Here is a 21225-nt window from a genome sequence, read left to right on the forward strand (position 1 = left end):
CCCGTTTGCGTCAAATTGTCCCGATCGATCAACGGCTTGCCTGACAGGGGCCGTTCAGCGCTTCGGAAACTGCCATGTCCTTCTTCAAACCTTCGAACCGCTCGTTGACGCGGGACGGTATACGTATTGTCAGCCCACGCCGACTGCTGACCCCTGGGCTCGCATTGCTGCTGAGTCTGAGTGCTGGTGGATTCGCCTGCGGCGTCTGGGTAGGCGTCGAGCTGGGGGCACAACCAGCCGTGCAGGTGGCGGATGAAGCTGTGCTTGGCAACGAAGGACGGTTCGCCATTGCCCGCGTCGGCGAGGTCGTCGGGCGGCTGAAGTCGCTGGAGTCCGATCTGCTTGCCCTGCAGCGACTGATGGACGAGCAGCGCACGCTGCAGACCCAGCTGTCTGCGCTCGATCCTGCGCTGCTACCGGTGCTTGTGCCGGAACGCGAGAAGCAACCGCGCAATACAGGGCAGGGTGGTGTGTTGCTTCCCCCGCTCGGCTGCTCGGCAACCAGGCTAGAGCGCCCCGGCGTGACGCTGAGCGACCTGGAGAACACTGAGGCCTCGGCGCGCTGCATGCGGATCATGCTCGATGCGCTGTTGCAGCGTGCGGCCGAGCGCAACGCCGCGTTGATGGCCATTCCCTCTCGCCGCCCGGTAGGCGAAGCCCGCCTGGGCTCCGCCTTCGGCAATCGCATCGATCCCTTCCGCAAGACGCTGGCGTTCCATTCCGGTGTGGACTTCGCCCTGAAGTCCGGTTCCGACGTCGTCGCGGCGGCAGGCGGCCGGGTGCGCTTCGCGGGTTATCGCGGCGCCTATGGCAAGCTGGTGGAAATCGATCATGGCAACCGCTTGGTGAGTCGCTATGCGCATCTGTCGCGGCTCGACGTGCAACAGGGCGAGGTGGTCACCCCGGCGCAACGCATCGGAGCGGTCGGCTCCACCGGCCGCTCCACCGGCCCGCACCTGCATTTCGAAGTGCTGCACAAGGGGCGCTTCGTCGACCCGCAACGCTTCCTGGCCTTGAACGATCTGGAGCGCGTCGGCGATGGTCTGGCTGACGACTAGACGACCCACGACTCGCGAGCTGGTCCGCGCCGAGCACCGGCCACGGGCTGCGGCGGCCGGCGGCGTCGGTCGCTGGTGCATGCTCGCACTGCTATGCGTGATCGGTGCCCTGGTTTATCTGCGTGGCCACGAGCACGCGGTCCATGCACAGCGAATCGCTGAACTGCGGGAGCAGAGCGAAGCGCTCAACGCTGCGCTCGAGCGCAGCCGATTGCAGCGCCAGGAAACCCAGGCCACCGAAGAGCAGTTGCTAAAGCGTATTGCCACGCTGTCAGCGCAGGTCGAGCGCCTGCACACCGAGCTGGCCTTCTTCCGACAGCAGAAGAAGGCTCGTTAACCCTTTGGAGCAAGCGATGTTCAGCAAGAAGAAACCGGTGGCTCGCGTCACCATCGACCAGTTTTCCAGCCTGATCTCCGGCAACCTCACAGTGGCGGGGGACGTGACGTTCGAAGACGGCCTGAAGGTGAGTGGCGAAGTACGCGGCAATGTCCGTCACAAGCCGGGCTCGCACAGTCTGCTCGCGCTCAGTGCCGAAGGGCGGATCGAGGGTAATGTCAGCAGCCATGATGCGCTGATCGACGGTACCATCGTCGGCGATCTGACCGTGGAGCATCTACTTGAACTGCACTCCAACGCCCGGGTGCAGGGCAACATTCGCTATCGCCAGTTGAGCATGGAAAATGGCGCGGTGGTCGATGGAACGCTGAGTCGGATGGGTGACGAGGAAGAATCGGCGCAGGTCTTCGAGCTGCCGCGCCCGCAGCAGCGTGAAGGCTGAGCGATGAGCGCGCGGAACTGCGCGCCCGTCGCCTCGCCGCTTAGCGCTGGGTTTTCCAGGCGCGGCCAGCGATGACCAGCAGGGTGATGGCGGTCAACGGCAGGGCATAGCCGATCATCGCATCACCAAAGGTTTCGGCGAATGGCCGACCGGTGCTGGCCAGCACCAGGTACAGCGTGTACGCCACGTAGTAGGCCAGAAACAGCGCGCCTTCCCAGCGCTTGATGCAGTAGCCGGCGAAGAAGATCGGTAGGCAGGCCACAGCGACTGCGATCATCACTGGGAAGTCGAAAGCCAGTGCGTTCGACGACACCCCGATCGCCTGCGGCGAAACCAGCGAGGCCAGGCCGAGCACGCAGAGCAGGTTGAAGATGTTGCTGCCGACGATGTTGCCCACCGCGATGTCACGCTCGCCGCGGAAGGCCGCCATGATCGAGGTGGCCAGTTCCGGCAGCGAAGTGCCGACCGCGATCACGGTGAGGCCGATGACCAGTTCCGACAGGCCGAGCGCGCGTGCCAGCGCGACGGCACCCTCGACCAGGAAGTTGGACCCGACGACCAGCAGTACCAGTCCAGCGAGCACCAGGCCGGCATTGATCAGGCCGGCATGGGGTTTGGCCGGTTCGTCCAGGCCGAACTCCTTGGCGAACTCATCGTCGGCTTCCGCGGCCTTTTCGCGGCGACTGCTGATGATCAGGAACAGCGTGTAGGCCACAACCGCGGCGAACAGCAGCGCACCGTCGATACGGCTGAGTTCTCCGTCCCACGCCAGGCCGAAGGTGACCAGGCTGGCGCCGATCATGATCGGCACGTCGAGGCGGATCAACTGGCGCGACACCACCAGCGGCGCAACCAGTGCGGTCATGCCGAGAATCAGCAGTACGTTGGCGATGTTGCTGCCCACGACGTTACCGATCGCGATGTCACCGCTGCCATTGAGTGCGGCCTGCACGCTGACGGCCGTCTCCGGCGCGCTCGTACCGAAAGCGACCACCGTAAGACCGATGACCAGTGGGGAAATACCGAACTGGGCAGCGAGTTTGGCTGCGCCTCGCACCAGCACCTCCGCGCCGGCAACGAGCAGCACCAGGCCGGCAATGAGATAGACGAACGTCATCAGGGTCACGATAGAGGGCTCCGCAAGAGGCTGAAGAAACGGTGGATCAACGCTGGCGTTGCCAGGCGCGCAGGAAGATCACCAAAAGCGTCACGGCCGTCAAGGGGAAGGCGAACCAGAGCATCGCATCGCGGAGCAGGTCAATGGCGCCAAGGCCGGTCGCGAACATCACCAGATAGAGGGTGTAGGCCAGGTAATAGGCGAAGAACAGCAGGCCTTCCCAGCGGCGGATGCAATATCCGGAAAAGAAAATCGGCAGGCAGGCGACGAACACCGCCAGCATCACCGGGAAGTCGAACGCTTGCGCGTTCGGTGATATCGACAGGCCCTCGGCTGACACCGCGGCGCCAGCGCCGAGCACCAGCAACAGGTTGAATATGCAGCTGCCGACCACGTTGCCCACCGCGATGTCGCGCTCGCCCTTGATTACCGCGAGCACCGAGGTGGCCAGCTCCGGCATCGAGGTTCCGACCGCGACCACGGTCAGGCCGATGATCAGTTCCGACAGGCCCAGTGCCCGCGCCAGATCGACCGCCCCTTCGATGAGCAGATTCGAACCGCCGACCAGCAGGCTGAGGCCGAGCAGGATCAGTAGAAGCTGCCACACCCAGGCGAAGGGCTTGTCGCTATCGCCGGGGCCGAACTCGGTGGCGAACTCATCCACCCCCGCCACGGCTTTTTCCTTTTGACTGGCGATGACCAAGAACACCGTATAGCCCACCAGGGCGGCCAGCAGCACGGCGCCATCCAGCCGACTGATGCTGCCGTTCCAGGCCAGTGCGTAGCAGAGCAGGCCGGCACCGATCATCACCGGCACGTCCAGGCGGATCAGCTGGCGAGACACCAGCAGCGGTGCGATGAGCGCCGAGAGGCCGAGGATCAACAGGATGTTGGCGATATTGCTGCCGATCACGTTGCCCACCGCGATGTCGCCGCTGCCGCTCAGGGAGGCCTGCACGCTGACCGCCGTTTCCGGTGCGCTGGTGCCGAAGGCGACCACGGTCAGGCCGATGATCAGCGGTGGAATGCCAAAGCGGCTGGCCAGCCGGGCGGCGCCGCGGACCAGGGCTTCGGCGCCGACGACGAGCAGCACCAAGCCGCCGATGAGATAGGCGAAGGTCATCAGCGACATGCTGCCGCTCCAGTCGCAATAAGGTTGTTCGCAGGCGTCATGCAGCCTCGGTATTGGCTTGGTTCATGGGAGGGTTTCGATGCGGACGCGGACCACGCCACGCTCCAGCATGTCCAGTTGCGCAGCCGCGGCGCGGGACACATCGATGATGCGGCCACGACGAAATGGTCCGCGGTCGTTGATGCGCACGATCACTTGCTTGCCGTTCTGCTGGTTGGTCACCCGCACGCGCGTGCCGAACGGCAGGCTGCGATGGGCTGCGACCAGTGCGTTCTGGTCGTGCGTTTCGCCATTGGCCGTGCGCTGCCCGTGGTGCATGCGCGCGTAATAGGACGCCTTGCCGCTCTGGGTGAAGCGTTCCTGGGTGGTGGCTGGTGCTTGCGGTGGCTGCGTTGGCTGGCGTTCGGCACAGCCCGCGGCCAGCAGAATCAGTGTCAGCAGGGTTACGAGGCGAGGCATTCGCATGAAATGTCCTTCCGTTGGGCAATCGCTTGGACGACAACCCGCGGCAGGCATGGCGAAGTACTGGCGGTGCCGGAAGCGATCATGGGGCACTGCGCGGCTCGACCGCGCAGTGCCGTGCTCAGCTTAGCCTTCGAGCTTCTTCTTCAGCAGTTGGTTCACCTGGCCGGGGTTGGCCTTGCCCTTGGAAGCCTTCATCGCCTGGCCGACGAAGAAGCCGAACATCTTGCCGCGCTTGGCTTCGTCGCTGGCCCGGTACTGCTCGACCTGCTCGGCGTTGGCCGCCAGCACCTCGTCGAGCATCGCTTCGATGGCGCCGGAGTCGGTGACCTGCTTGAGGCCCTTCTTCTCGATGATCTCGTCGGCCGAACCTTCGCCGGCGGCCATGGCCTCGAAGACCATCTTGGCAATCTTGCCGCTGATGGTGTTGTCCTTGATGCGCAGGATCATGCCGCCCAGCTGTTCGGCTGTTACCGGCGACTGCTCGATTTCCAGGCCTTCCTTGTTGAGCAGGCTGGACAGCTCGCCCATTACCCAGTTGGCGGCCAGCTTGGCATCGCCGCAGGTGGCATTGACCTGTTCAAAGTAGTCGGCCATCTCGCGACTGGCGGCCAGCACCGTGGCGTCATAGGCCGACAGGCCGAACTCGCGCTCGAAGCGTTCGCGCTTCTGCACCGGCAGCTCCGGCAGGCTGGCGCGCACCTCGTCGAGGAAGCTCTGCTCGATCACCACCGGCAGCAGGTCGGGGCAGGGGAAGTAGCGGTAGTCGTTGGCTTCTTCCTTGCTGCGCATGGAGCGCGTCTCGTCCTTGTTCGGGTCGTACAGGCGGGTTTCCTGCACCACCTTGCCGCCGTCCTCGATCAGTTCGATCTGCCGCTGCACCTCGTGGTTGATCGCCTTCTCGATAAAGCGGAAGGAGTTGACGTTCTTGATCTCGGCGCGGGTGCCGAACTCGGCCTGGCCCTTGGGCCGTACCGAGACGTTGCAATCGCAGCGCAGCGAACCTTCGGCCATGTTGCCGTCGCAGATACCCAGGTAGCGCACCAGCGCGTGGATCGCCTTGACGTAGGCGACCGCTTCCTTGGCGCTGCGGATGTCCGGCTCGGAGACGATCTCCAGCAGCGGCGTGCCGGCGCGATTCAGGTCGATACCGCTCATGCCGTGGAAGTCTTCGTGCAGGCTCTTGCCGGCGTCCTCTTCCAGGTGTGCACGGGTGATACCGATGCGCCGCGTGCTGCCATCTTCCAGAGTGATGTCCAGGTGGCCCTTGCCGACGATGGGATGATCCATCTGGCTGGTCTGGTAGCCCTTGGGAAGATCAGGGTAGAAGTAGTTCTTGCGCGCGAAGACGTTCTTCGGCGCGATCTCGGCGTCGATCGCCAGGCCGAACTTGCAGGCCATGCGCACGGCTTCGGCATTGAGCACCGGTAGGGTGCCGGGCATGCCGAGGTCGACCAGGCTGGCCTGGGTGTTGGGCTCGGCGCCAAAGGTGGTGGCGCTGCCGGAAAAGATCTTCGACTGGGTCGCGAGCTGTGCGTGAATCTCCAGCCCGATCACGGTTTCCCATTGCATCTTCAATCTCCTCAGAATCCGGCCGGGGCGCGCATGTGCCAATCGGTGACTTGTTGATACTGGTGCGCCACGTTGAGCAGGCGCGCTTCCTGGAAGTACGGCGCCAGCAGTTGCACACCCACCGGCAGGCCATCGATGAAGCCGGCCGGCATCGACAGTCCGGGGATGCCCGCCAGGTTGGCGGTGATGGTGTAGATGTCTTCCAGATAGGCGGAAACCGGATCGGCGTTCTTCTCGCCCAGCTTCCAGGCCAGGTTCGGCGTGGTCGGGCCGAGAATCAAATCGACCTCATCGAACGCGCTGACGAAGTCGTTCTTGACCAGTCGGCGAATCTTCTGCGCCTTGAGGTAGTAGGCATCGTAGTAGCCGGCCGACAGCGCATAGGTGCCGACCATGATGCGCCGCTTGACCTCGTCACCGAAGCCTTCGGCGCGCGAGCGCTTGTAGAGGTCGGTGAGGTCGGCCGGGTTCTCGCAGCGATAGCCGAAGCGCACACCGTCGAAGCGCGACAGGTTGGAGCTGGCCTCGGCCGGCGCGATCACGTAATAGGAAGGGATCGCGTGCTGCATGTTCGGCAGGCTGATGTCCTTGACCGTGGCGCCGAGCTTCTTCAGTTCCTCGACGACCGCCATCACCGCGTCGGCGATCTTCGGGTCGAGGCCGGCACCGAAGTATTCCTTCGGCAGGCCGATGCGCAGGCCGGCGAGCGGCTGGCTCAGTGTTGCGAGGTAGTCGTCCAGTGGCTGGTCGACGCTGGTCGAGTCTTTCGGGTCGAAGCCGGCCATTGCCGAGAGCAGCAGCGCGCAGTCTTCGGCGGTGCGCGCCATCGGACCGCCCTGGTCGAGGCTCGAGGCGTAGGCCACCATGCCCCAGCGCGAGACGCGTCCATAGGTCGGCTTGAGACCGGTGAGGTTGGTCAGCGCGGCCGGCTGGCGGATCGAGCCGCCGGTGTCGGTGCCGGTCGCGGCGGGCAGCAGGCGCGCCGCAATGGCCGCGGCGGAACCGCCGGAAGAGCCGCCCGGTACCCGGGTCAGGTCCCAAGGGTTCTTCACCGGGCCGTAATAGCTCGACTCGTTGGCCGAGCCCATGGCGAATTCGTCCATGTTCAGCTTGCCGAGGGTGACCGTGCCGGCCGCTGCCAGTCGTTCCACCACGGTGGCGTCATAGGGCGCCTTGAAACTGTCGAGGATCTTCGAGCCGCAGCTGGTGCGAATGCCCTGGGTGCAGAACAGGTCCTTGTGGCCGATCGGCGCACCGAGCAGCGCGCCGCTCTCGCCGGCGGCGCGGCGTGCATCGGCAGCCTGGGCTTGGGTGATGGCGAGCTCACTGGTGACGCTGATGAAGCTGTTCAGCTGCGGATCGAGCTGCTCGATACGGGTGAGCAGGGTGCGCGTCAGCTCTTCGGCCGAGAAGCGCTTTTCGCTGAGGTTGCGGGCGATCTCGGCAAGTGTCAGGTTGTGCATGTCGGTGTCCTTCATCACTCGATCACCCGCGGGACCAGATAAAGTCCGTTTTCCACCGCCGGGGCGATGGCCTGATAGGCGTCGCGCTGGTTGCGCTCGGTGACCTCGTCGGCACGCAGGCGCTGCGTGGTTTCCAGCGGGTGGGCCAGCGGCTCGATGCCGGTGGTGTCCACTGCCTGCATGCGGTCGATCAGGCCGAGAATGTTGTTGAGGGTTTCGGTGGTGCGAGGCAGGTCGGCTTCAGACAGGCCCAGGCGGGCCAGATGAGCGATCTTTTCCACCTCGGTGCGTTCAAGCGCCATCGGATATCTCCAGCGGAAAGCGAATCGGGCTGCGCCTTCCGTCGACTGGACGGGGCGCATGGCGGCACAGGGCGCGCCGCGGCAAGGGCTTTCAGGCCCGGAAAAGCCATCAATCTTACATGCCCGGGGCGTCGACCGGTAGCGCGGGGCGCGGCGAGACGCGCCTGATTGCGGCTTGAGCCCTGGCTTGCAGGCGATGCGCGCAGTGGCTCACGTCTGGCGCTATGCAGGCAGACTCGCGCCTTGCCCTAAGTTCGCACCATTGTTAGAGTTTGCGGCACTTTTTTCCCCACGCGTTTGCCCCAGGGCCCTTTTCCCATGTTCAAGAAACTGCGTGGCATGTTTTCCAGTGATCTGTCGATCGACCTGGGCACTGCCAATACCCTTATTTATGTGCGCGATCGCGGCATCGTTCTCGACGAACCCTCTGTAGTTGCCATTCGCAGCCACGGCAACCAGAAGAGCGTCGTCGCTGTTGGTACCGAGGCCAAGCGCATGCTGGGCCGCACCCCGGGCAACATCAATGCGATCCGTCCGATGAAGGACGGTGTGATCGCCGATTTCAGCGTCTGCGAGAAGATGCTGCAGTACTTCATCAACAAGGTGCACGAGAACAGCTTCCTGCAGCCCAGCCCGCGCGTGCTGATCTGCGTGCCTTGCAAGTCGACTCAGGTCGAGCGCCGGGCCATTCGTGAATCTGCACTCGGTGCCGGTGCCCGCGAAGTGTTTCTGATCGAGGAGCCGATGGCTGCGGCGATCGGTGCCGGTCTGCCGGTCGACGAGGCGCGTGGCTCGATGGTCGTGGACATAGGTGGTGGCACCACCGAGATCGCACTGATCTCCCTCAATGGCGTGGTCTATGCCGAATCCGTGCGAGTCGGTGGCGATCGTTTCGATGAGTCCATCGTCACCTATGTACGCCGTAACTACGGCAGCCTGATCGGCGAATCCACCGCCGAGCGCATCAAGCAGGAAATCGGTACCGCATTCCCAGGTGGCGAGCTGCGCGAGGTCGATGTACGTGGTCGCAACCTGGCCGAAGGCGTACCGCGCAGCTTCACGCTGAACTCCAACGAGGTGCTCGAGGCGCTGCAGGAGTCGCTGGCAACCATCGTCCAAGCGGTCAAGAGCGCGCTGGAGCAGTCGCCGCCGGAGCTGGCTTCTGATATCGCCGAGCGTGGCCTGGTACTCACCGGGGGCGGTGCCTTGCTGCGTGATCTGGACAAGCTGCTGGCGCAGGAAACCGGCCTGCCGGTAATCGTCGCTGAAGAGCCGCTGACCTGCGTAGCCCGCGGCGGCGGCCGTGCGCTGGAGATGATGGATCGGCACGCGATGGACCTGCTGTCCACCGAGTGAGGCGCTGCGCGCCGTTGATGACAAGCCGAAAGATCCGGTCACGCCGGCTTTCGGCTTGTCGCGTTCAGTCTGAAGCTTCAGCCGCGAGGTAGTCGCAATCAAGCCGCTATTTGCCAAGGGACCTCTGCTCGGTGGACGCCTGCTGGTGTTCGTCGTGCTCTGCGTCGCGCTGATGGTGGTGGATGCACGTTTCGATGCGCTGAAGATGGTGCGCAGCCAGATGGCGCTGGTGCTGACCCCGTTCTACTGGGTCGCCGAAATGCCGGTGCGTATCTGGAGGGGTGCAACCGAACAGATCGCCAGCAGTAGCAGCCTGATGGCCGAGAACGAGAAGCTCAAGGCCGAGGCATTGCTGATGCAGCGGCGCCTGCAGAAGCTGGCGATGCTGACCGAGCAGAATGTGCGCCTGCGCGAATTGCTCAATTCCGCGGCGCTGGTGGATGACAAGGTCATCGTCGCCGAGCTGATCGGGCTCGACCCAAACCCGTTCACCCATCGCATCCTGATCGACAAGGGCGAGAGGGACGGCGTCTTCATGGGGCAGCCGGTGCTCGATGCCAGTGGGCTGATGGGGCAGGTTGTCGAAGTGCTGCCCTATGCGGCGCGGGTATTGCTGCTCACCGATGTGACCCACAGTATTCCGGTGCAGGTCAACCGCAACGGGTTGCGTGCAATCGCCGTGGGTACCGGCAATCCAGACTACCTGGAACTTCGCCACGTGGCGGAAACCGCTGATATCAAGGAAGGTGACCTGCTGGTCAGCTCCGGCCTCGGTCAGCGCTTTCCCAGCGGCTATCCAGTGGCTCAGGTGACCGAGGTGGTGCATGGCTCCGGTCAGCCATTCGCGATCGTTCGTGCGGTGCCTACGGCGATGCTCAACCGCAGCCGCTATCTGATGCTGGTCTTCAGCGACTCGCGTACGCCAGAGGAGCGCGCCGCCGCAGCTGCGCAGGCGCAGGTGGATGCCGACCGAGAAGCGGCTGCCGACGCTGAGGTGGCTCCTCCTGCCGCGGAGCAGGCGGCCGGTAATGCCGCTGCGCTGGGTGATGCCCCGGCGCCCTCGCCAGTCGAGGAGGCGCAATGATCAGTGGACGGCCGAACAATGGGTGGGTGATCTGGTGCAGCCTGACGATCGCCCTGTTGCTCAGCATCGCTCCCATGCCGGGCAGCGCGGAGCTGGCTCGCCCGCTGTGGCTCGGTCTGGTAATCGCCTTCTGGTCGCTGACGCTTCCGCATCGCGGGGGGCTTGGCGTCGCATTCTGCTTCGGCCTGGCTCAGGACGTGCTGGCGGGCACGCTGTTCGGTCAGAGTGCCTTGCCACTGATCCTGATTGCCTTCCTGGTGTTGAGTCTCCAGCAACGCCTGCGCATGTTCCCGCTGTGGCAACAGAGCATGGTGCTGCTGGTGGTGCTGGGTCTCGCGCAGCTGGTTCAGCTATGGCTCAACACGCTGACGGGCAATCGTCCTCCTACGCTGCTGTTCCTCGTGCCGGTGCCGATCAGTGCCTTGCTCTGGCCGTGGCTGTTCGTCGCACTGCAAGGGTTGCGGCAACGCTTCGCCGTCTACTGAAATTGCTGTTTCACTACTCCCGCGCCGGCAGAAAGCGAAAGTCATGAGTTTCGTGTGGATTTGCGCGGAGCGGCACGGCCTATGCCTTGCTGCTCCGGGGCAATTCTGAAATCATGCGCCCCTCATGGCGTTCAGCCATTACTGTGATCTGCTTCAGACAAACGACAAGCACAACAGCACGGGCGATGAGTATGGAAGCTGGCGTTTCGATTCTTTCCACGCGGCGATGGGGGCGGGGTGTGCGCACCGTGCTTGTAGCGAGCGCAGCCGCCTCGCTGCTGCTGGCGCTGATTGCGAGCAGCGACTACTCCCAGGCCGACAGCGCACCGCAGGCCACCCGGCCGGCCCAACCTGCGGCTTCCGATGCGCCCGCCGCGGCGCCCGGCACCATCGATTCCTCCCGCAGCGAGCAGCTGGCCAGCAAGCTCGCCGAGCTCGACGCCATTGTGCTGGAGAAGCAGAAGCTCGAAGAGGCCTTGCGTGCGCAGAAGAGCGAACTGGCCGCGATCCAGTTGCAGCTGGCGAACACCAAGAAGCTGATCCAGGCCGAAGTTGACGATTTCCTCGGACAGGGCATCGAGCGCGAGCGACTCGACGAGTTGCTCGACGAGCACAAGCGTAGCGCCGATGCCGCGGCTGCTATTGGTGAGCGTGTCGAGGCTCTGGAAAAGGATCTGGGCAGCCAGCATCTGAAGCTCTCCCTGGCGAGCCGTGATGCGGAGCGCCTCAAGGCCCAGCTCGCCGCCGAGGCTCGCGAACGCAACAGCAAGAACATCCAGGCGATTGCACGCAAACTGGACAAGACCATCCGCTTCGATCAGGACGTCTCGTTCCGCTGCTCGGCGAGCAAGAGCCTGGCCGCCTGTCTGGCCGAGTTCCGCGGCGACAGTCAGATGTCACAGTGGGTGCTGGGCCACTATCAGCGGGTCCTGGCCGAGGACATCCGTGATCAGGTGGCGGAGCTGGCGTTGGATACTGCCTGGTACCGCTATCGCACACGTACGGACTTCGCGCAGGCAAGCATGAGCCTGGACGGCACCGTTCATGCACGGATGAATATCGAGGCGACCATCACCGCGAAGAAGATGATGCCCTGCGCGATCCTCGATGTGCCTTACGAGCAATGCGACAGTCAGACGCATTCCCTGATCGTGCGCAGCAACAAGTACGACGACCGGGTTCGTATCAATGACCAGGACCACGGCGCGACGCCGGTGTCGCTGGTGCTGGATAGCGGTGTCTACGACATCCAGGTGACCTCTGGCGGTATCACCCAGAAGCGTACCCTGTCACTGAAGGGCGATCAGGTACTCAACTTCAGGTTCTGACAGCCCCGCGCCGGTGTGCCGCCAAGCCCTCCGCGCCTTTCTCGACGCCCCCTGAATATGCGACGCTGTCGCTTATTCACGTTGAGGACTTGCCATGGGCACTCTGTTTCTCGCCTCGGCATCACCCCGCCGTCGCGAACTGCTCGCGCAGATAGGCGCTCCGTTTTCCCTGATCAGCGTCTCCGTCGACGAGACGCCTTCACCGACCGAATCCCCAGAGGCCTATGTCGAGCGTGTTGCGCGGGACAAGGCCCTCGCCGGATTGGCAGTGCTGGGTGAGCGCGATGGCTGCGTGCTGGGCGCCGACACCAGCGTGGTGCTCGATCAGCGCATCCTTGGCAAGCCGGTCGACCGCAATGAAGGCCTGGCAATGCTGGCGGCACTTTCGGGCCGTACCCACCGGGTGATGACCGCGGTGGCGCTTGCCAGTCGCTCGGCCTGCGAAGCGCGTGTGGTCATCAGCGAAGTGACCTTTCGCAGCATCGATGAAGCGGAGGCCGAGCGCTACTGGAACAGTGGCGAGCCGCTGGACAAGGCGGGCGGCTATGCCATCCAGGGTTGGGGCGCTGCCTTCGTCAGCCAGCTGCATGGCAGCTATTCGGCGGTGGTCGGCCTGCCGCTGTGCGAAACCACGCAGCTGCTCGATGTGTTCGCTCTCCCACGTTGGACCAAAGGCTCACGCTAGAGCCTGTGGCTTCGACGCGCCGGGCGGTTAGAATCGACCGGAACCATCAGCTAGCGCTGCACATCAAGCCACCGCCGAGAACAACAATGAGCGAAGAAATCCTGATGAACATCACCCCCATGGAGTCGCGGGTGGCGGTGGTGGAGAACGGTGTCTTGCAGGAGGTGCACGTCGAGCGCACCCAGCGCCGCGGCATCGTTGGCAACATCTACAAGGGCAAGGTGGTGCGGGTGCTGCCAGGTATGCAGGCGGCCTTCGTCGACATCGGGCTGGATCGCGCCGCGTTCATTCATGCCTCGGAGATATCCAGCCGCGAAGGCAACGCCGTCGAGCCGATCAATGCACTGGTGCATGAGGGCCAGAGCCTGGTGGTGCAGGTCACCAAGGATCCTATTGGCACCAAGGGCGCACGCCTGACCACGCAGCTGTCGATCCCCTCTCGCTACCTGGTCTACATGCCGCGTACCAGCCATGTCGGGATCTCCCTGCGTATCGAGGATGAAGCCGAGCGCGAGCGACTCAAGCAGGTCGTAGCCGAATGCGTGGCGGCCGAAGGCATTCAGGAGGCCGGCGGTTTCATCCTGCGTACCGCGGCAGAAGGTGCCGGCAGCGAAGAGATCCTGATGGATATCCGCTATCTGCGCCGCCTGTGGGAGCAGATAGCGAGCCAGATCAAGACCGTCGAAGCGCCGACGGTGATCTACGAAGATCTCTCTCTGGCCATGCGCACGCTGCGTGATTTGGTCAACCCGCGGATCGAGAAGATCCGCATCGACTCGCGGGAAAATTTCCAGAAGGTCAGGCAGTTCGTCGGCGAGCTGATGCCCGAGCTGGGCGATCGTCTCGAGCATTACCCGGGCGAGCGCCCAATCTTCGACCTTTATGGCGTCGAGGACGAGATCCAGAAGGCGCTGGAGCGCAAGGTCATGCTCAAGTCCGGCGGTTATCTGATCATCGATCCGGCCGAGGCGATGACCACCATCGACGTCAACACCGGCGCCTTCGTCGGCCACCGGACGCTGGAAGAAACCATCTTCAAGACCAATCTCGAGTCGGCCACCGCCATCGCACGCCAGCTCCGGCTGCGCAATCTGGGCGGCATCATCATCATCGACTTCATCGACATGGAGGACGAGGAGCATCGTCGCCAGGTCCTGCGCACGCTGGAAAAGCAGCTGGAGCGCGATCACGCCAAGACCAACATCATCGGCATCACCGAACTTGGCCTGGTGCAGATGACCCGCAAGCGCACCCGCGAAAGCCTCGAACAGGTGCTGTGCGAACCCTGCATGTGCTGTCAGGGGCGTGGCAAGCTGAAGACGCCGGAGACCGTCTGCTACGAGATCTTCCGCGAGATCCTGCGGGAGGCGAGGGCCTATCAGGCCGAAGGCTACCGGGTGCTGGCCAATCAGAAGGTGATCGATCGTCTGCTCGACGAGGAGTCGGGCAATGTCGCCGACCTGGAGGCCTTTATCGGTCGCTCGATCAAGTTCCAGGTGGAAAGCATGTACTCCCAGGAACAGTACGACGTGGTGTTGCTCTGAACAAAGGTAGACCGGGCCGCAAGGCCCAGGATGACCGGAGCGCATCCAGATGAACCGCCTCGCTGCTTTCCTCCTGACACTGTCGCGCCAGCTGTTCTGGATAATTGCGTTTGGCCTGATTCTGGCCGCGTTCTACGTCAGCCTGGGGCGGCAGCTGGTGCCCTTGGTCGCCGAATACCGCGCCGAGGTGCAGGAGAAAGCGCAGGCGGCGCTGGGCATGCCAATCACGCTGGGCAGGCTCGAAGGTCGCTGGGAGGGCTTCGCGCCGCGTTTGCTGGCGCATGACGTGCTGCTCGGTGAAGGGGACAGCGCGATGCGCCTGGACCGTATCGCTATCGTGCCGGACCTGGCGGGCAGCCTCTGGGCCCGAGCATGGCGGCTGAACCAATTGGAACTCAGCGGCGTGCAGCTGTCTGTCGCTGAAGATGCCGAGGGCAAGTGGCGGGTGGAAGGCTTGCCGACCCGTGCCGAGCAGAAACCGCCCGAGCCACAGAAGATGCTCGAGTCGTTGCAGCGGGTACGTGGGTTGGTGGTGCGCAACAGCCAGATCACGCTGGAACCATTCGGTGAGTCGCCGCTGACCTTGAGCTACACCGATCTGAGCTTGCGCGTCGACGGCGAGCGGCTCCGCTTGGACGGGCGCAGTATCCTGCCAGATGGTCAGCCGCTGGCCTTGAACATTCAGGGGAGGGTGCAGCCGCAACGCTGGCAGCACGCCGAGGCGCAGGTTTACCTCAGCCTGCCACAAAGCGATTGGGCCGCCTGGTTGCCACGCCGGCTGACTGCCGATTGGCATCTGCAGACGCTGAAGATGGGTGGCGAGCTGTGGGTGAGCTGGCGCGAACAGGCGCTGGAGCGTGCTGTTCTACGGCTGAACGCGTCGCAGCTGAGCATGTCCTTTGCCGATCGTGCGCCCGTTCAGCTCGAGGACCTGGGGGGCGAGGCGTATATCGATCGTAACGAGCAGGGCTACCGGCTGCTGCTGGACCGGCTGGCATTCGATCTCGACGGCGAGCGCTGGGGCGATGCGCGAATCCAGCTTCAGCAGGATCAGGCCCAGCAGTACTGGCGCCTGCAGGCGGATCGGCTGGCTATCGCGCCGATCGCCACGCTCGTTCGTGCACTGGCGCCGTTGCCGCCGACTGCCGCCGAGACGCTGACGGCGCTGCAACCCAACGGAACATTGCGCAACCTGCAGCTCGACTACTACCCGCAGATGGAGTCGCCGCAGCGCCTGCAGTTCGCTGCCAATCTGGACCGCATCAGCATTGCTGCGCAGAACTGGATACCGGCGGTGGGGAACGCGAGTGGCAGCATTCGTGGTGACCTGGGCGGCGGCGAGTTGCGCGTGGACAGCGACGACTTCAGCCTGCAGCTTGCGCCACTTTATCCCGAGCCGTGGCACTACCGACACGCCGGCGGGCGCCTGACCTGGGCGCTGGATGAGCAGGTCTTCACGCTGGCGGCGCCCTATCTGCGCATCGACGGCGAGGAAGGCAAGATCGCCGGAGATTTTCTCATCCGACTGGCTCGGGACCCCGCTGCAGAAGATTACATGGACCTGCGGGTCGGCTTGAGCGAAGGCGATGCGCGCTTCACCGAGAAATACCTGCCGACACGCTCGCCGGCGTTGAGCCCGGCGCTGGTCAGCTGGCTCAGGGAGGCGATCCGCAGCGGGACGGTCGAGCAAGGTTATTTCCAGTACCAGGGGGCATTGAACAAGGGCGCTTCCGATAGCGCGCGCGCCCTGAGCCTGTACTTCAAGGTGCGTGATGCGGAGCTGGCGTTTCAGCCCGGCTGGCCCCTGCTGCAACAGGGCCGCGGCGAGGTGCTGATCGAAGACAGTGGGGTGCGTGTCCGGCTCGCGGAAGGGCGGATCCTCGACAGCCAGGTGCGGGATGCGACAGCGGAGATACCTCGCGCCGGGGCCGGAAACGTGCCGCAGCTGGCGGTGAAAGGACAGGTCAGCAGCAGCCTGGCGGACGCCTTGAAGCTGCTGCAGGAGGCGCCGATCGGGACTGCCGAGCTGTTCGCCGGCTGGCAGGGGCAGGGTGCGCTCAGCGGCACGCTTGACCTGCAGATCCCGCTGGGCAAGGGCACTCCGCGGGTCATCGTGGATTTCGCCAGCGACGATGCGAAACTGAAGATTCCCGAGCCGGAGCTTGCCTTCGAGCAGCTCAGCGGCAATTTCCGCTACGACACCGCACGGGGCTTGAGCGCAGAGGCCATCCAGGCGCGTCTGTTCGGCGCTCCGGTCAAGGGCAAGGCGGTCGCGACAGGCGCGCCCGGCAAGCCAGCCTCTCGCCTGGAGGCACAGGGCACCGTGGGGTTGCAGCGTCTGGTTGAGTGGCTCGCTATCGGGCAATCGCTGCCCGCCAGCGGTGAACTGCCCTATCAGTTGCGTCTGGATCTGGCGGGTGAGGATAGTCAGCTGCAAATCGACTCGTCGCTACAGGGGCTGCGCATCGATCTGCCAGCGCCGTTCGGCAAGTCTGCCGGCGAGCGCCGCGATACCTCGTTGCGGATGTCTCTGCAAGGGGCCGAGCGTCACTACGGCGTCCAGCATGGGGCGCTCGCCGCGCTGGCGTTCGCCGCGCCGCCGGGTGCCTGGGCGCAGGGTCGCGGTGAGCTGCGTCTGGGCCCCGGTGCGGCTAATCTTCCGGCCCGTGCCGGGCTTTACGTCAGAGGCCGCCTGCGGGAACTCGACTTGAAAGCCTGGCAGGCTGTGCTCGAGCAACATGGCAAGGCGGACGCGCAGCAGACGACTGGCTCGCTGCTGCGCCGTGCGCAGGTCGATATCGGTCGTTTCGATGGTTTTGGCACCCGGATCGACGACCTTGGCTTGGACCTGCGGCGACTGAGCGATGCGTGGGACCTTGGCCTTCGCAGTTCGACCATCGGCGGCTCGGTTCGTCTGCCGGATGCCGAGGGTGGCACCATCGTTGCTGATCTCCAGCACCTGCGCCTGCCGGCTCCGGCGCAAACCGGCGAAGCAGCATCCAAGGCGCGGCCTGATCCGCTGGCCGATGTCGACCCGCAGAGCCTGCCGGCGATGGATGTCGCCATCAAACGGATATCCCTGGGCGACGATGTGCTTGGCGCCTGGACGTTGAAGCTGCGGCCGGTCAGCGCCGGAATCGAGTTCCGCGACATCGCTCTGGACCTCAAGGGCCTGAAGATCACCGGAAGTGGCGGTTGGGACGGCGCGCAGACCTGGTACAAGGGCCGCCTCGAAGGGCGCAACCTCGCCGACGTACTGCTTGCCTGGGGCTTTGCGCCCTCGGTGACCAGCGACAGTTTTCGCCTGGATGTGGATGGGCAGTGGCCCGGCTCACCAGCCTGGTTCGCCATGGCGCGCTATTCCGGCAGCATGCAGCCACGGCTGCGCAAGGGACAGTTCGTCGAGGTCGACGGCAGCGCCCAGGCGCTACGGGTGTTCGGCGTGCTCAATTTCAATTCGATAGGGCGTCGCCTGCGACTGGATTTCTCCGACCTGTTCAGCAAGGGGCTCAGTTATGACCGGCTGGATGGTCGGCTGCTGGCCAAGGAAGGCGTGTTCAACACTCGCGAGCCCATCACCGTCAGCGGTCCGTCGACCAACCTCGAGCTGGATGGCACGCTGGACATGGCTCGCGACCAGATCGATGCGAAACTGCTGGTCACGCTGCCGATCAGCAACAACCTGCCGCTGGCTGCGCTGATCGTCGGCGCGCCAGCGATTGGCGGGGCACTTTTCGTTGTCGACAAGTTGCTGGGCGACCGTGTGGCGCGCTTCGCCAGCGTACAGTATGACGTCAAGGGACCTTGGCAATCGCCGAAGATCAGTTTCGACAAGCCGTTCGAGAAGCCCAATTGACTGGCCGGTGTCGCGCGGCCATCGCAATTCGACGGGAGCATTCATGTCGCTGTCGGTAATCCAGATGACCAGCCAGGCCGATGTCACCGGCAATCTAGCTGCCGCCCGGCGCCTGCTCGAGCAGGCTGCCGCGGCCGGGGCCCGCTTGGCGGTGCTGCCAGAGAACTTCGCCGCCATGGGCTGCAGTGACCCACAGCAGCTGGGGCGCGCCGAAGCGGAAGGCCAAGGGCCTGTTCTGCCCTGGTTGAAACGTACCGCGCGCGACCTCAGATTGTGGATTGTCGCTGGAACCGTGCCGCTGCCACCCGACGACCGTCCGCAGGACAGGCCCAATGCCTGTTCGCTGCTTATCGACGAGCACGGACAGCGGGTCGCGCGTTATGACAAGGTGCACCTGTTCGACGCCGATGTGGCCGACAGTCGGCAGCAGTACCGCGAATCCGATACCTACGGGGCAGGGCAGCGGCTGGTCGTGGCCGACACGCCGGTTGGACGGCTGGGCATGACCGTCTGCTACGACTTGCGCTTTGCCGAGTTATACATGGCGCTGCGCGACGCAGGGGCCGAACTGATCAGTGCGCCCTCTGCCTTCACCACCGTGACCGGTGAGGCACACTGGACGACTCTGATCCGCTGCCGCGCCATAGAGACGCAGTGCTACGTACTGGCTGCCGCTCAGGTCGGTACGCACGCCGGCGGTCGCGTCACTTATGGGCATTCGTCTATCGTTGACCCCTGGGGTCGGTTGTTGTGCGAGCAGGCGGCTGCTGAGACAGCGCTGCTCGCCGAACGAGATGTGCCCGAGCAGGCGGCCATCCGCCAGCGCATGCCGGTGCAGCGCCACCGCCGTTTTTCCGTCCCGTGCTTGATCACGGACTGTCTGGAGTGAATATGAGTGAACTGCTGTTACCCGTAACCGAGCGTCTGCTGACGCCGGGTGGCCTGACCATCGACGATCTCCCAGCGCTGCTGGGCGAGCTCGCCGGTCCTGGCGTGGATGCTGCTGATCTGTATTTTCAGGATCAGGTATCCGAGTCCTGGGTACTGGAAGATGGCATCGTCAAGGAAGGCGGTTTTCACATCGAACAGGGCGTCGGCGTTCGGGCGCTTTCCGGTGAGAAGACCGGGTTCGCCTACAGCAACGCGATCACGGCCGATGCCTTGCGTCAGGCGGCCCAGGCCGCGCGGTCGATTGCCCGCAGCGGCAAGCAGGGGCAGGTCGGTGTGCTGTCCCGGGCAGCATTCGAGCCGCTCTACGGCCGCGATAATCCGCTCGACGGTCTGAGCCGGGGCGAAAAGGTGGAGCTGCTCAAGCGCATCGATGTCGCGACGCGAGCGCTCGATCCGCGGATCAAGCAGGTCACGGTGAGCCTGGCGGGTGTCTGGGAGCATGTTCTGGTTGCCGCGCTGGACGGCGGCATGGCTTCGGATATCCGCCCGCTGGTGCGTTTCAACGTCAGCGTGATCGTCGAGCAGAACGGCCGTCGCGAGCGCGGTGGGCAGGGTGGCGGCGGACGTACCGGCTACCAGTATTTCCTCGATGAGGATCGCGCCATGGGCTATGCGCGCGAAGCGCTGCGGCAGGCGCTGGTCAATCTCGAGGCGGTGCCGGCGCCTGCTGGGTCACTGCCGGTGGTGCTCGGCCCCGGGTGGTCTGGTGTACTGCTGCACGAGGCGGTCGGCCATGGGCTGGAGGGTGATTTCAATCGCAAGGGCAGCTCGGCCTACAGCGGCCGGATCGGGCAGAAGGTGGCGTCCAGCCTGTGCACCATCGTCGATGACGGCACCCTGGCGGATCGCCGGGGTTCGCTCAGCGTCGACGACGAAGGCACGCCGACGCAATGCACCACGCTGATCGAGAACGGCATTCTCAAGGGGTATATCCAGGACAAGCTCAACGCCCGGCTGATGGGCGTCGCGCCGACCGGCAACGGCCGTCGCGAATCCTATGCGCACCTGCCGATGCCGCGCATGACCAACACCTACATGCTGGCCGGCGAGAGCGATCCGCAGGAAATCATCCGCTCGGTGAAAAAGGGTATCTACTGCGCCAGCCTCGGCGGCGGCCAGGTCGACATCACCAGCGGCAAGTTCGTCTTCTCCACCAGCGAGGCCTATCTGATCGAGGATGGCAAGATCACCGCGCCGGTTAAGGGCGCGACGCTGATCGGCAACGGCCCTGAAGTGATGAATCGGGTGTCGATGGTAGGCAACGACCTGGCGCTGGATAGCGGTGTCGGCACCTGCGGCAAGGATGGCCAGTCGGTGCCGGTGGGCGTCGGTCAGCCGACGCTGAAGATCGACGAGATCACCGTGGGAGGGACGGGCGCTTGAGCAGGCGCGCGTCGGATCGTGACCGGTGGCCTGGAGCTGACTTCAGCGCAGGCCGCGCTTGGTCTCATCCAGGTCACGGATGTATTTGAAGATCTTCCGGCTCGCCGCCGGCGGCTTGTTGCGTGCCGCTTCATGCTGCGCATGGCGGATCAGGCCGCGCAGGTGCTGGCGGTCGGTCTCCGGATACTCGGCGACGAAGGCTTCCAGGGTGCTGTCGTCGCCAGCGATCAGGCGGTCACGCCAACGTTCCAGCGCATGGAACCGTTCGTTGTACTGGCGGGTCGAGGCGTCGAGCTGGTCGACCAGGGCCAGGATCGCGTCGACGTCCTGGTCGCGCATTAGTTTGCCGATGTATTGGATATGCCGTTTGCGTGCGATGTGTGCCTTGTGTTTGGGCGCGTCGGCCAGCGCTTTTTGCAGTGCGTCGCTGAGCGGCAGGCGAGCAATGAGATCGGGCTTGAGCGTGGTCAGACGCTCGCCGAGTTCCTGCAGCGCCAGCAGTTCGCGCTTGACCTGGGATTTGCTTTTTTCGTCGAAGCCGTCGACGTCGGAGTGTTCAGACATGGGGATGGTCCACTAGGAAATGCCGCCATGATAACAGCAGCCCCGGCAGCCGGCTCAGCGTAGCTGATGTCGGGCTGCTACTTGAATAGATTGCAGTGGTTTTG

Annotated in this window: 19 protein-coding genes; 12 read left to right on the forward strand and 7 right to left on the reverse strand. The window is 64.4% G+C overall.

Translation table 11 applies throughout. The features are described 5' to 3' along the window. Positions 1-74: 74 nt before the first annotated feature. Genes HZR81_RS17830 through HZR81_RS17840 form a run of 3 tightly spaced genes read left to right on the forward strand, consistent with a single transcriptional unit; the run spans position 75 to position 1837 of the window. Positions 75-1058 (forward strand): M23 family metallopeptidase, encoded by a 984-nt coding sequence (locus HZR81_RS17830; RefSeq protein ID WP_500128878.1) that lies wholly within the window; start codon positions 75-77, stop codon positions 1056-1058. Beyond that, positions 1039-1395 carry a hypothetical protein gene (locus HZR81_RS17835; protein WP_152480882.1) on the forward strand — a complete coding sequence of 119 codons (357 nt, stop codon included), beginning with the start codon at positions 1039-1041 and terminating at the stop codon, positions 1393-1395. The genes HZR81_RS17830 and HZR81_RS17835 overlap by 20 nt, the downstream gene beginning before the upstream one ends. A gap of 16 nt (positions 1396-1411) precedes the next feature. Next, positions 1412-1837, forward strand: coding sequence for a bactofilin family protein (locus tag HZR81_RS17840; RefSeq protein WP_063544365.1), 426 nt, complete (start codon positions 1412-1414; stop codon positions 1835-1837). A gap of 40 nt (positions 1838-1877) precedes the next feature. Here the strand turns inward: HZR81_RS17840 and HZR81_RS17845 are convergent, their stop codons facing one another. The 6 genes from HZR81_RS17845 to gatC form a co-directional block, all read right to left on the reverse strand. Further along, positions 1878-2963 carry a calcium/sodium antiporter gene (locus HZR81_RS17845; protein ID WP_500128879.1) on the reverse strand — a complete coding sequence of 362 codons (1086 nt, stop codon included), beginning with the start codon at positions 2961-2963 and terminating at the stop codon, positions 1878-1880. A gap of 37 nt (positions 2964-3000) precedes the next feature. Next, a complete protein-coding gene (locus HZR81_RS17850; protein ID WP_270052626.1) occupies positions 3001-4086 on the reverse strand; it encodes a calcium/sodium antiporter in 1086 nt (361 codons plus the stop codon). Positions 4087-4149: 63 nt separating this feature from the next. Beyond that, positions 4150-4551: a septal ring lytic transglycosylase RlpA family protein gene (locus HZR81_RS17855; protein WP_102840560.1), complete on the reverse strand. Its 402-nt coding sequence runs from the start codon at positions 4549-4551 to the stop codon at positions 4150-4152. 123 nt (positions 4552-4674) lie between these two features. Beyond that, a complete protein-coding gene (gatB, locus tag HZR81_RS17860) occupies positions 4675-6120 on the reverse strand; it encodes an Asp-tRNA(Asn)/Glu-tRNA(Gln) amidotransferase subunit GatB (RefSeq protein WP_125868257.1) in 1446 nt (481 codons plus the stop codon). Between the two features lie 11 nt (positions 6121-6131). Beyond that, positions 6132-7583, reverse strand: a complete 1452-nt coding sequence (gene gatA, locus HZR81_RS17865) for an Asp-tRNA(Asn)/Glu-tRNA(Gln) amidotransferase subunit GatA (protein ID WP_500128880.1) — start codon at positions 7581-7583, stop codon at positions 6132-6134. A gap of 14 nt (positions 7584-7597) precedes the next feature. Then, positions 7598-7885 carry an Asp-tRNA(Asn)/Glu-tRNA(Gln) amidotransferase subunit GatC gene (gatC, locus tag HZR81_RS17870; RefSeq protein WP_063544381.1) on the reverse strand — a complete coding sequence of 96 codons (288 nt, stop codon included), beginning with the start codon at positions 7883-7885 and terminating at the stop codon, positions 7598-7600. 318 nt (positions 7886-8203) lie between these two features. Here gatC and mreB point away from each other — a divergent pair, with 318 nt between their 5' ends. The 9 genes from mreB to tldD all read left to right on the forward strand — a co-directional run bounded on the left by mreB (position 8204) and on the right by tldD (position 20557). Further along, on the forward strand, positions 8204-9241 hold the full coding sequence (gene mreB / locus HZR81_RS17875; RefSeq protein ID WP_003292433.1) for a rod shape-determining protein MreB: 1038 nt from the start codon (positions 8204-8206) through the stop codon (positions 9239-9241). A gap of 145 nt (positions 9242-9386) precedes the next feature. Further along, positions 9387-10325, forward strand: coding sequence for a rod shape-determining protein MreC (gene mreC / locus HZR81_RS17880; RefSeq protein WP_500128881.1), 939 nt, complete (start codon positions 9387-9389; stop codon positions 10323-10325). Next, positions 10322-10810: a rod shape-determining protein MreD gene (mreD, locus tag HZR81_RS17885; protein WP_063544382.1), complete on the forward strand. Its 489-nt coding sequence runs from the start codon at positions 10322-10324 to the stop codon at positions 10808-10810. Before mreC ends, mreD begins: the two co-directional genes overlap by 4 nt. A 191-nt stretch (positions 10811-11001) precedes the next feature. Further along, the gene (locus HZR81_RS17890) at positions 11002-12138 is read left to right on the forward strand and encodes a PEGA domain-containing protein (protein ID WP_500128897.1); all 1137 of its coding nucleotides are present in this window, start codon (positions 11002-11004) and stop codon (positions 12136-12138) included. Between the two features lie 94 nt (positions 12139-12232). Beyond that, positions 12233-12823, forward strand: coding sequence for a Maf family protein (locus HZR81_RS17895; protein WP_102840564.1), 591 nt, complete (start codon positions 12233-12235; stop codon positions 12821-12823). An 86-nt stretch (positions 12824-12909) separates the two neighbouring features. Beyond that, positions 12910-14367, forward strand: a complete 1458-nt coding sequence (gene rng, locus HZR81_RS17900; RefSeq protein WP_063544389.1) for a ribonuclease G — start codon at positions 12910-12912, stop codon at positions 14365-14367. 49 nt (positions 14368-14416) lie between these two features. Next, positions 14417-18223, forward strand: a complete 3807-nt coding sequence (locus HZR81_RS17905; protein WP_500128882.1) for a YhdP family protein — start codon at positions 14417-14419, stop codon at positions 18221-18223. A gap of 43 nt (positions 18224-18266) precedes the next feature. Next, positions 18267-19112, forward strand: coding sequence for a carbon-nitrogen hydrolase family protein (locus HZR81_RS17910; RefSeq protein ID WP_500128883.1), 846 nt, complete (start codon positions 18267-18269; stop codon positions 19110-19112). Between the two features lie 2 nt (positions 19113-19114). Continuing rightward, entirely contained in the window at positions 19115-20557 is a 1443-nt protein-coding gene (gene tldD / locus HZR81_RS17915) for a metalloprotease TldD (protein WP_102840567.1), read from the forward strand. Positions 20558-20599: 42 nt separating this feature from the next. Here tldD and yjgA read toward each other — a convergent pair whose 3' ends face one another. Further along, complete coding sequence (gene yjgA, locus HZR81_RS17920; protein ID WP_125868261.1) at positions 20600-21121, reverse strand: ribosome biogenesis factor YjgA; 522 nt, start codon at positions 21119-21121, stop codon at positions 20600-20602. Positions 21122-21225: the final 104 nt, after the last annotated feature.

Origin of the sequence: Pseudomonas sp. LM13, from assembly GCF_041381355.1 — a bacterium.
Lineage (GTDB): Bacteria > Pseudomonadota > Gammaproteobacteria > Pseudomonadales > Pseudomonadaceae > Stutzerimonas > Stutzerimonas frequens.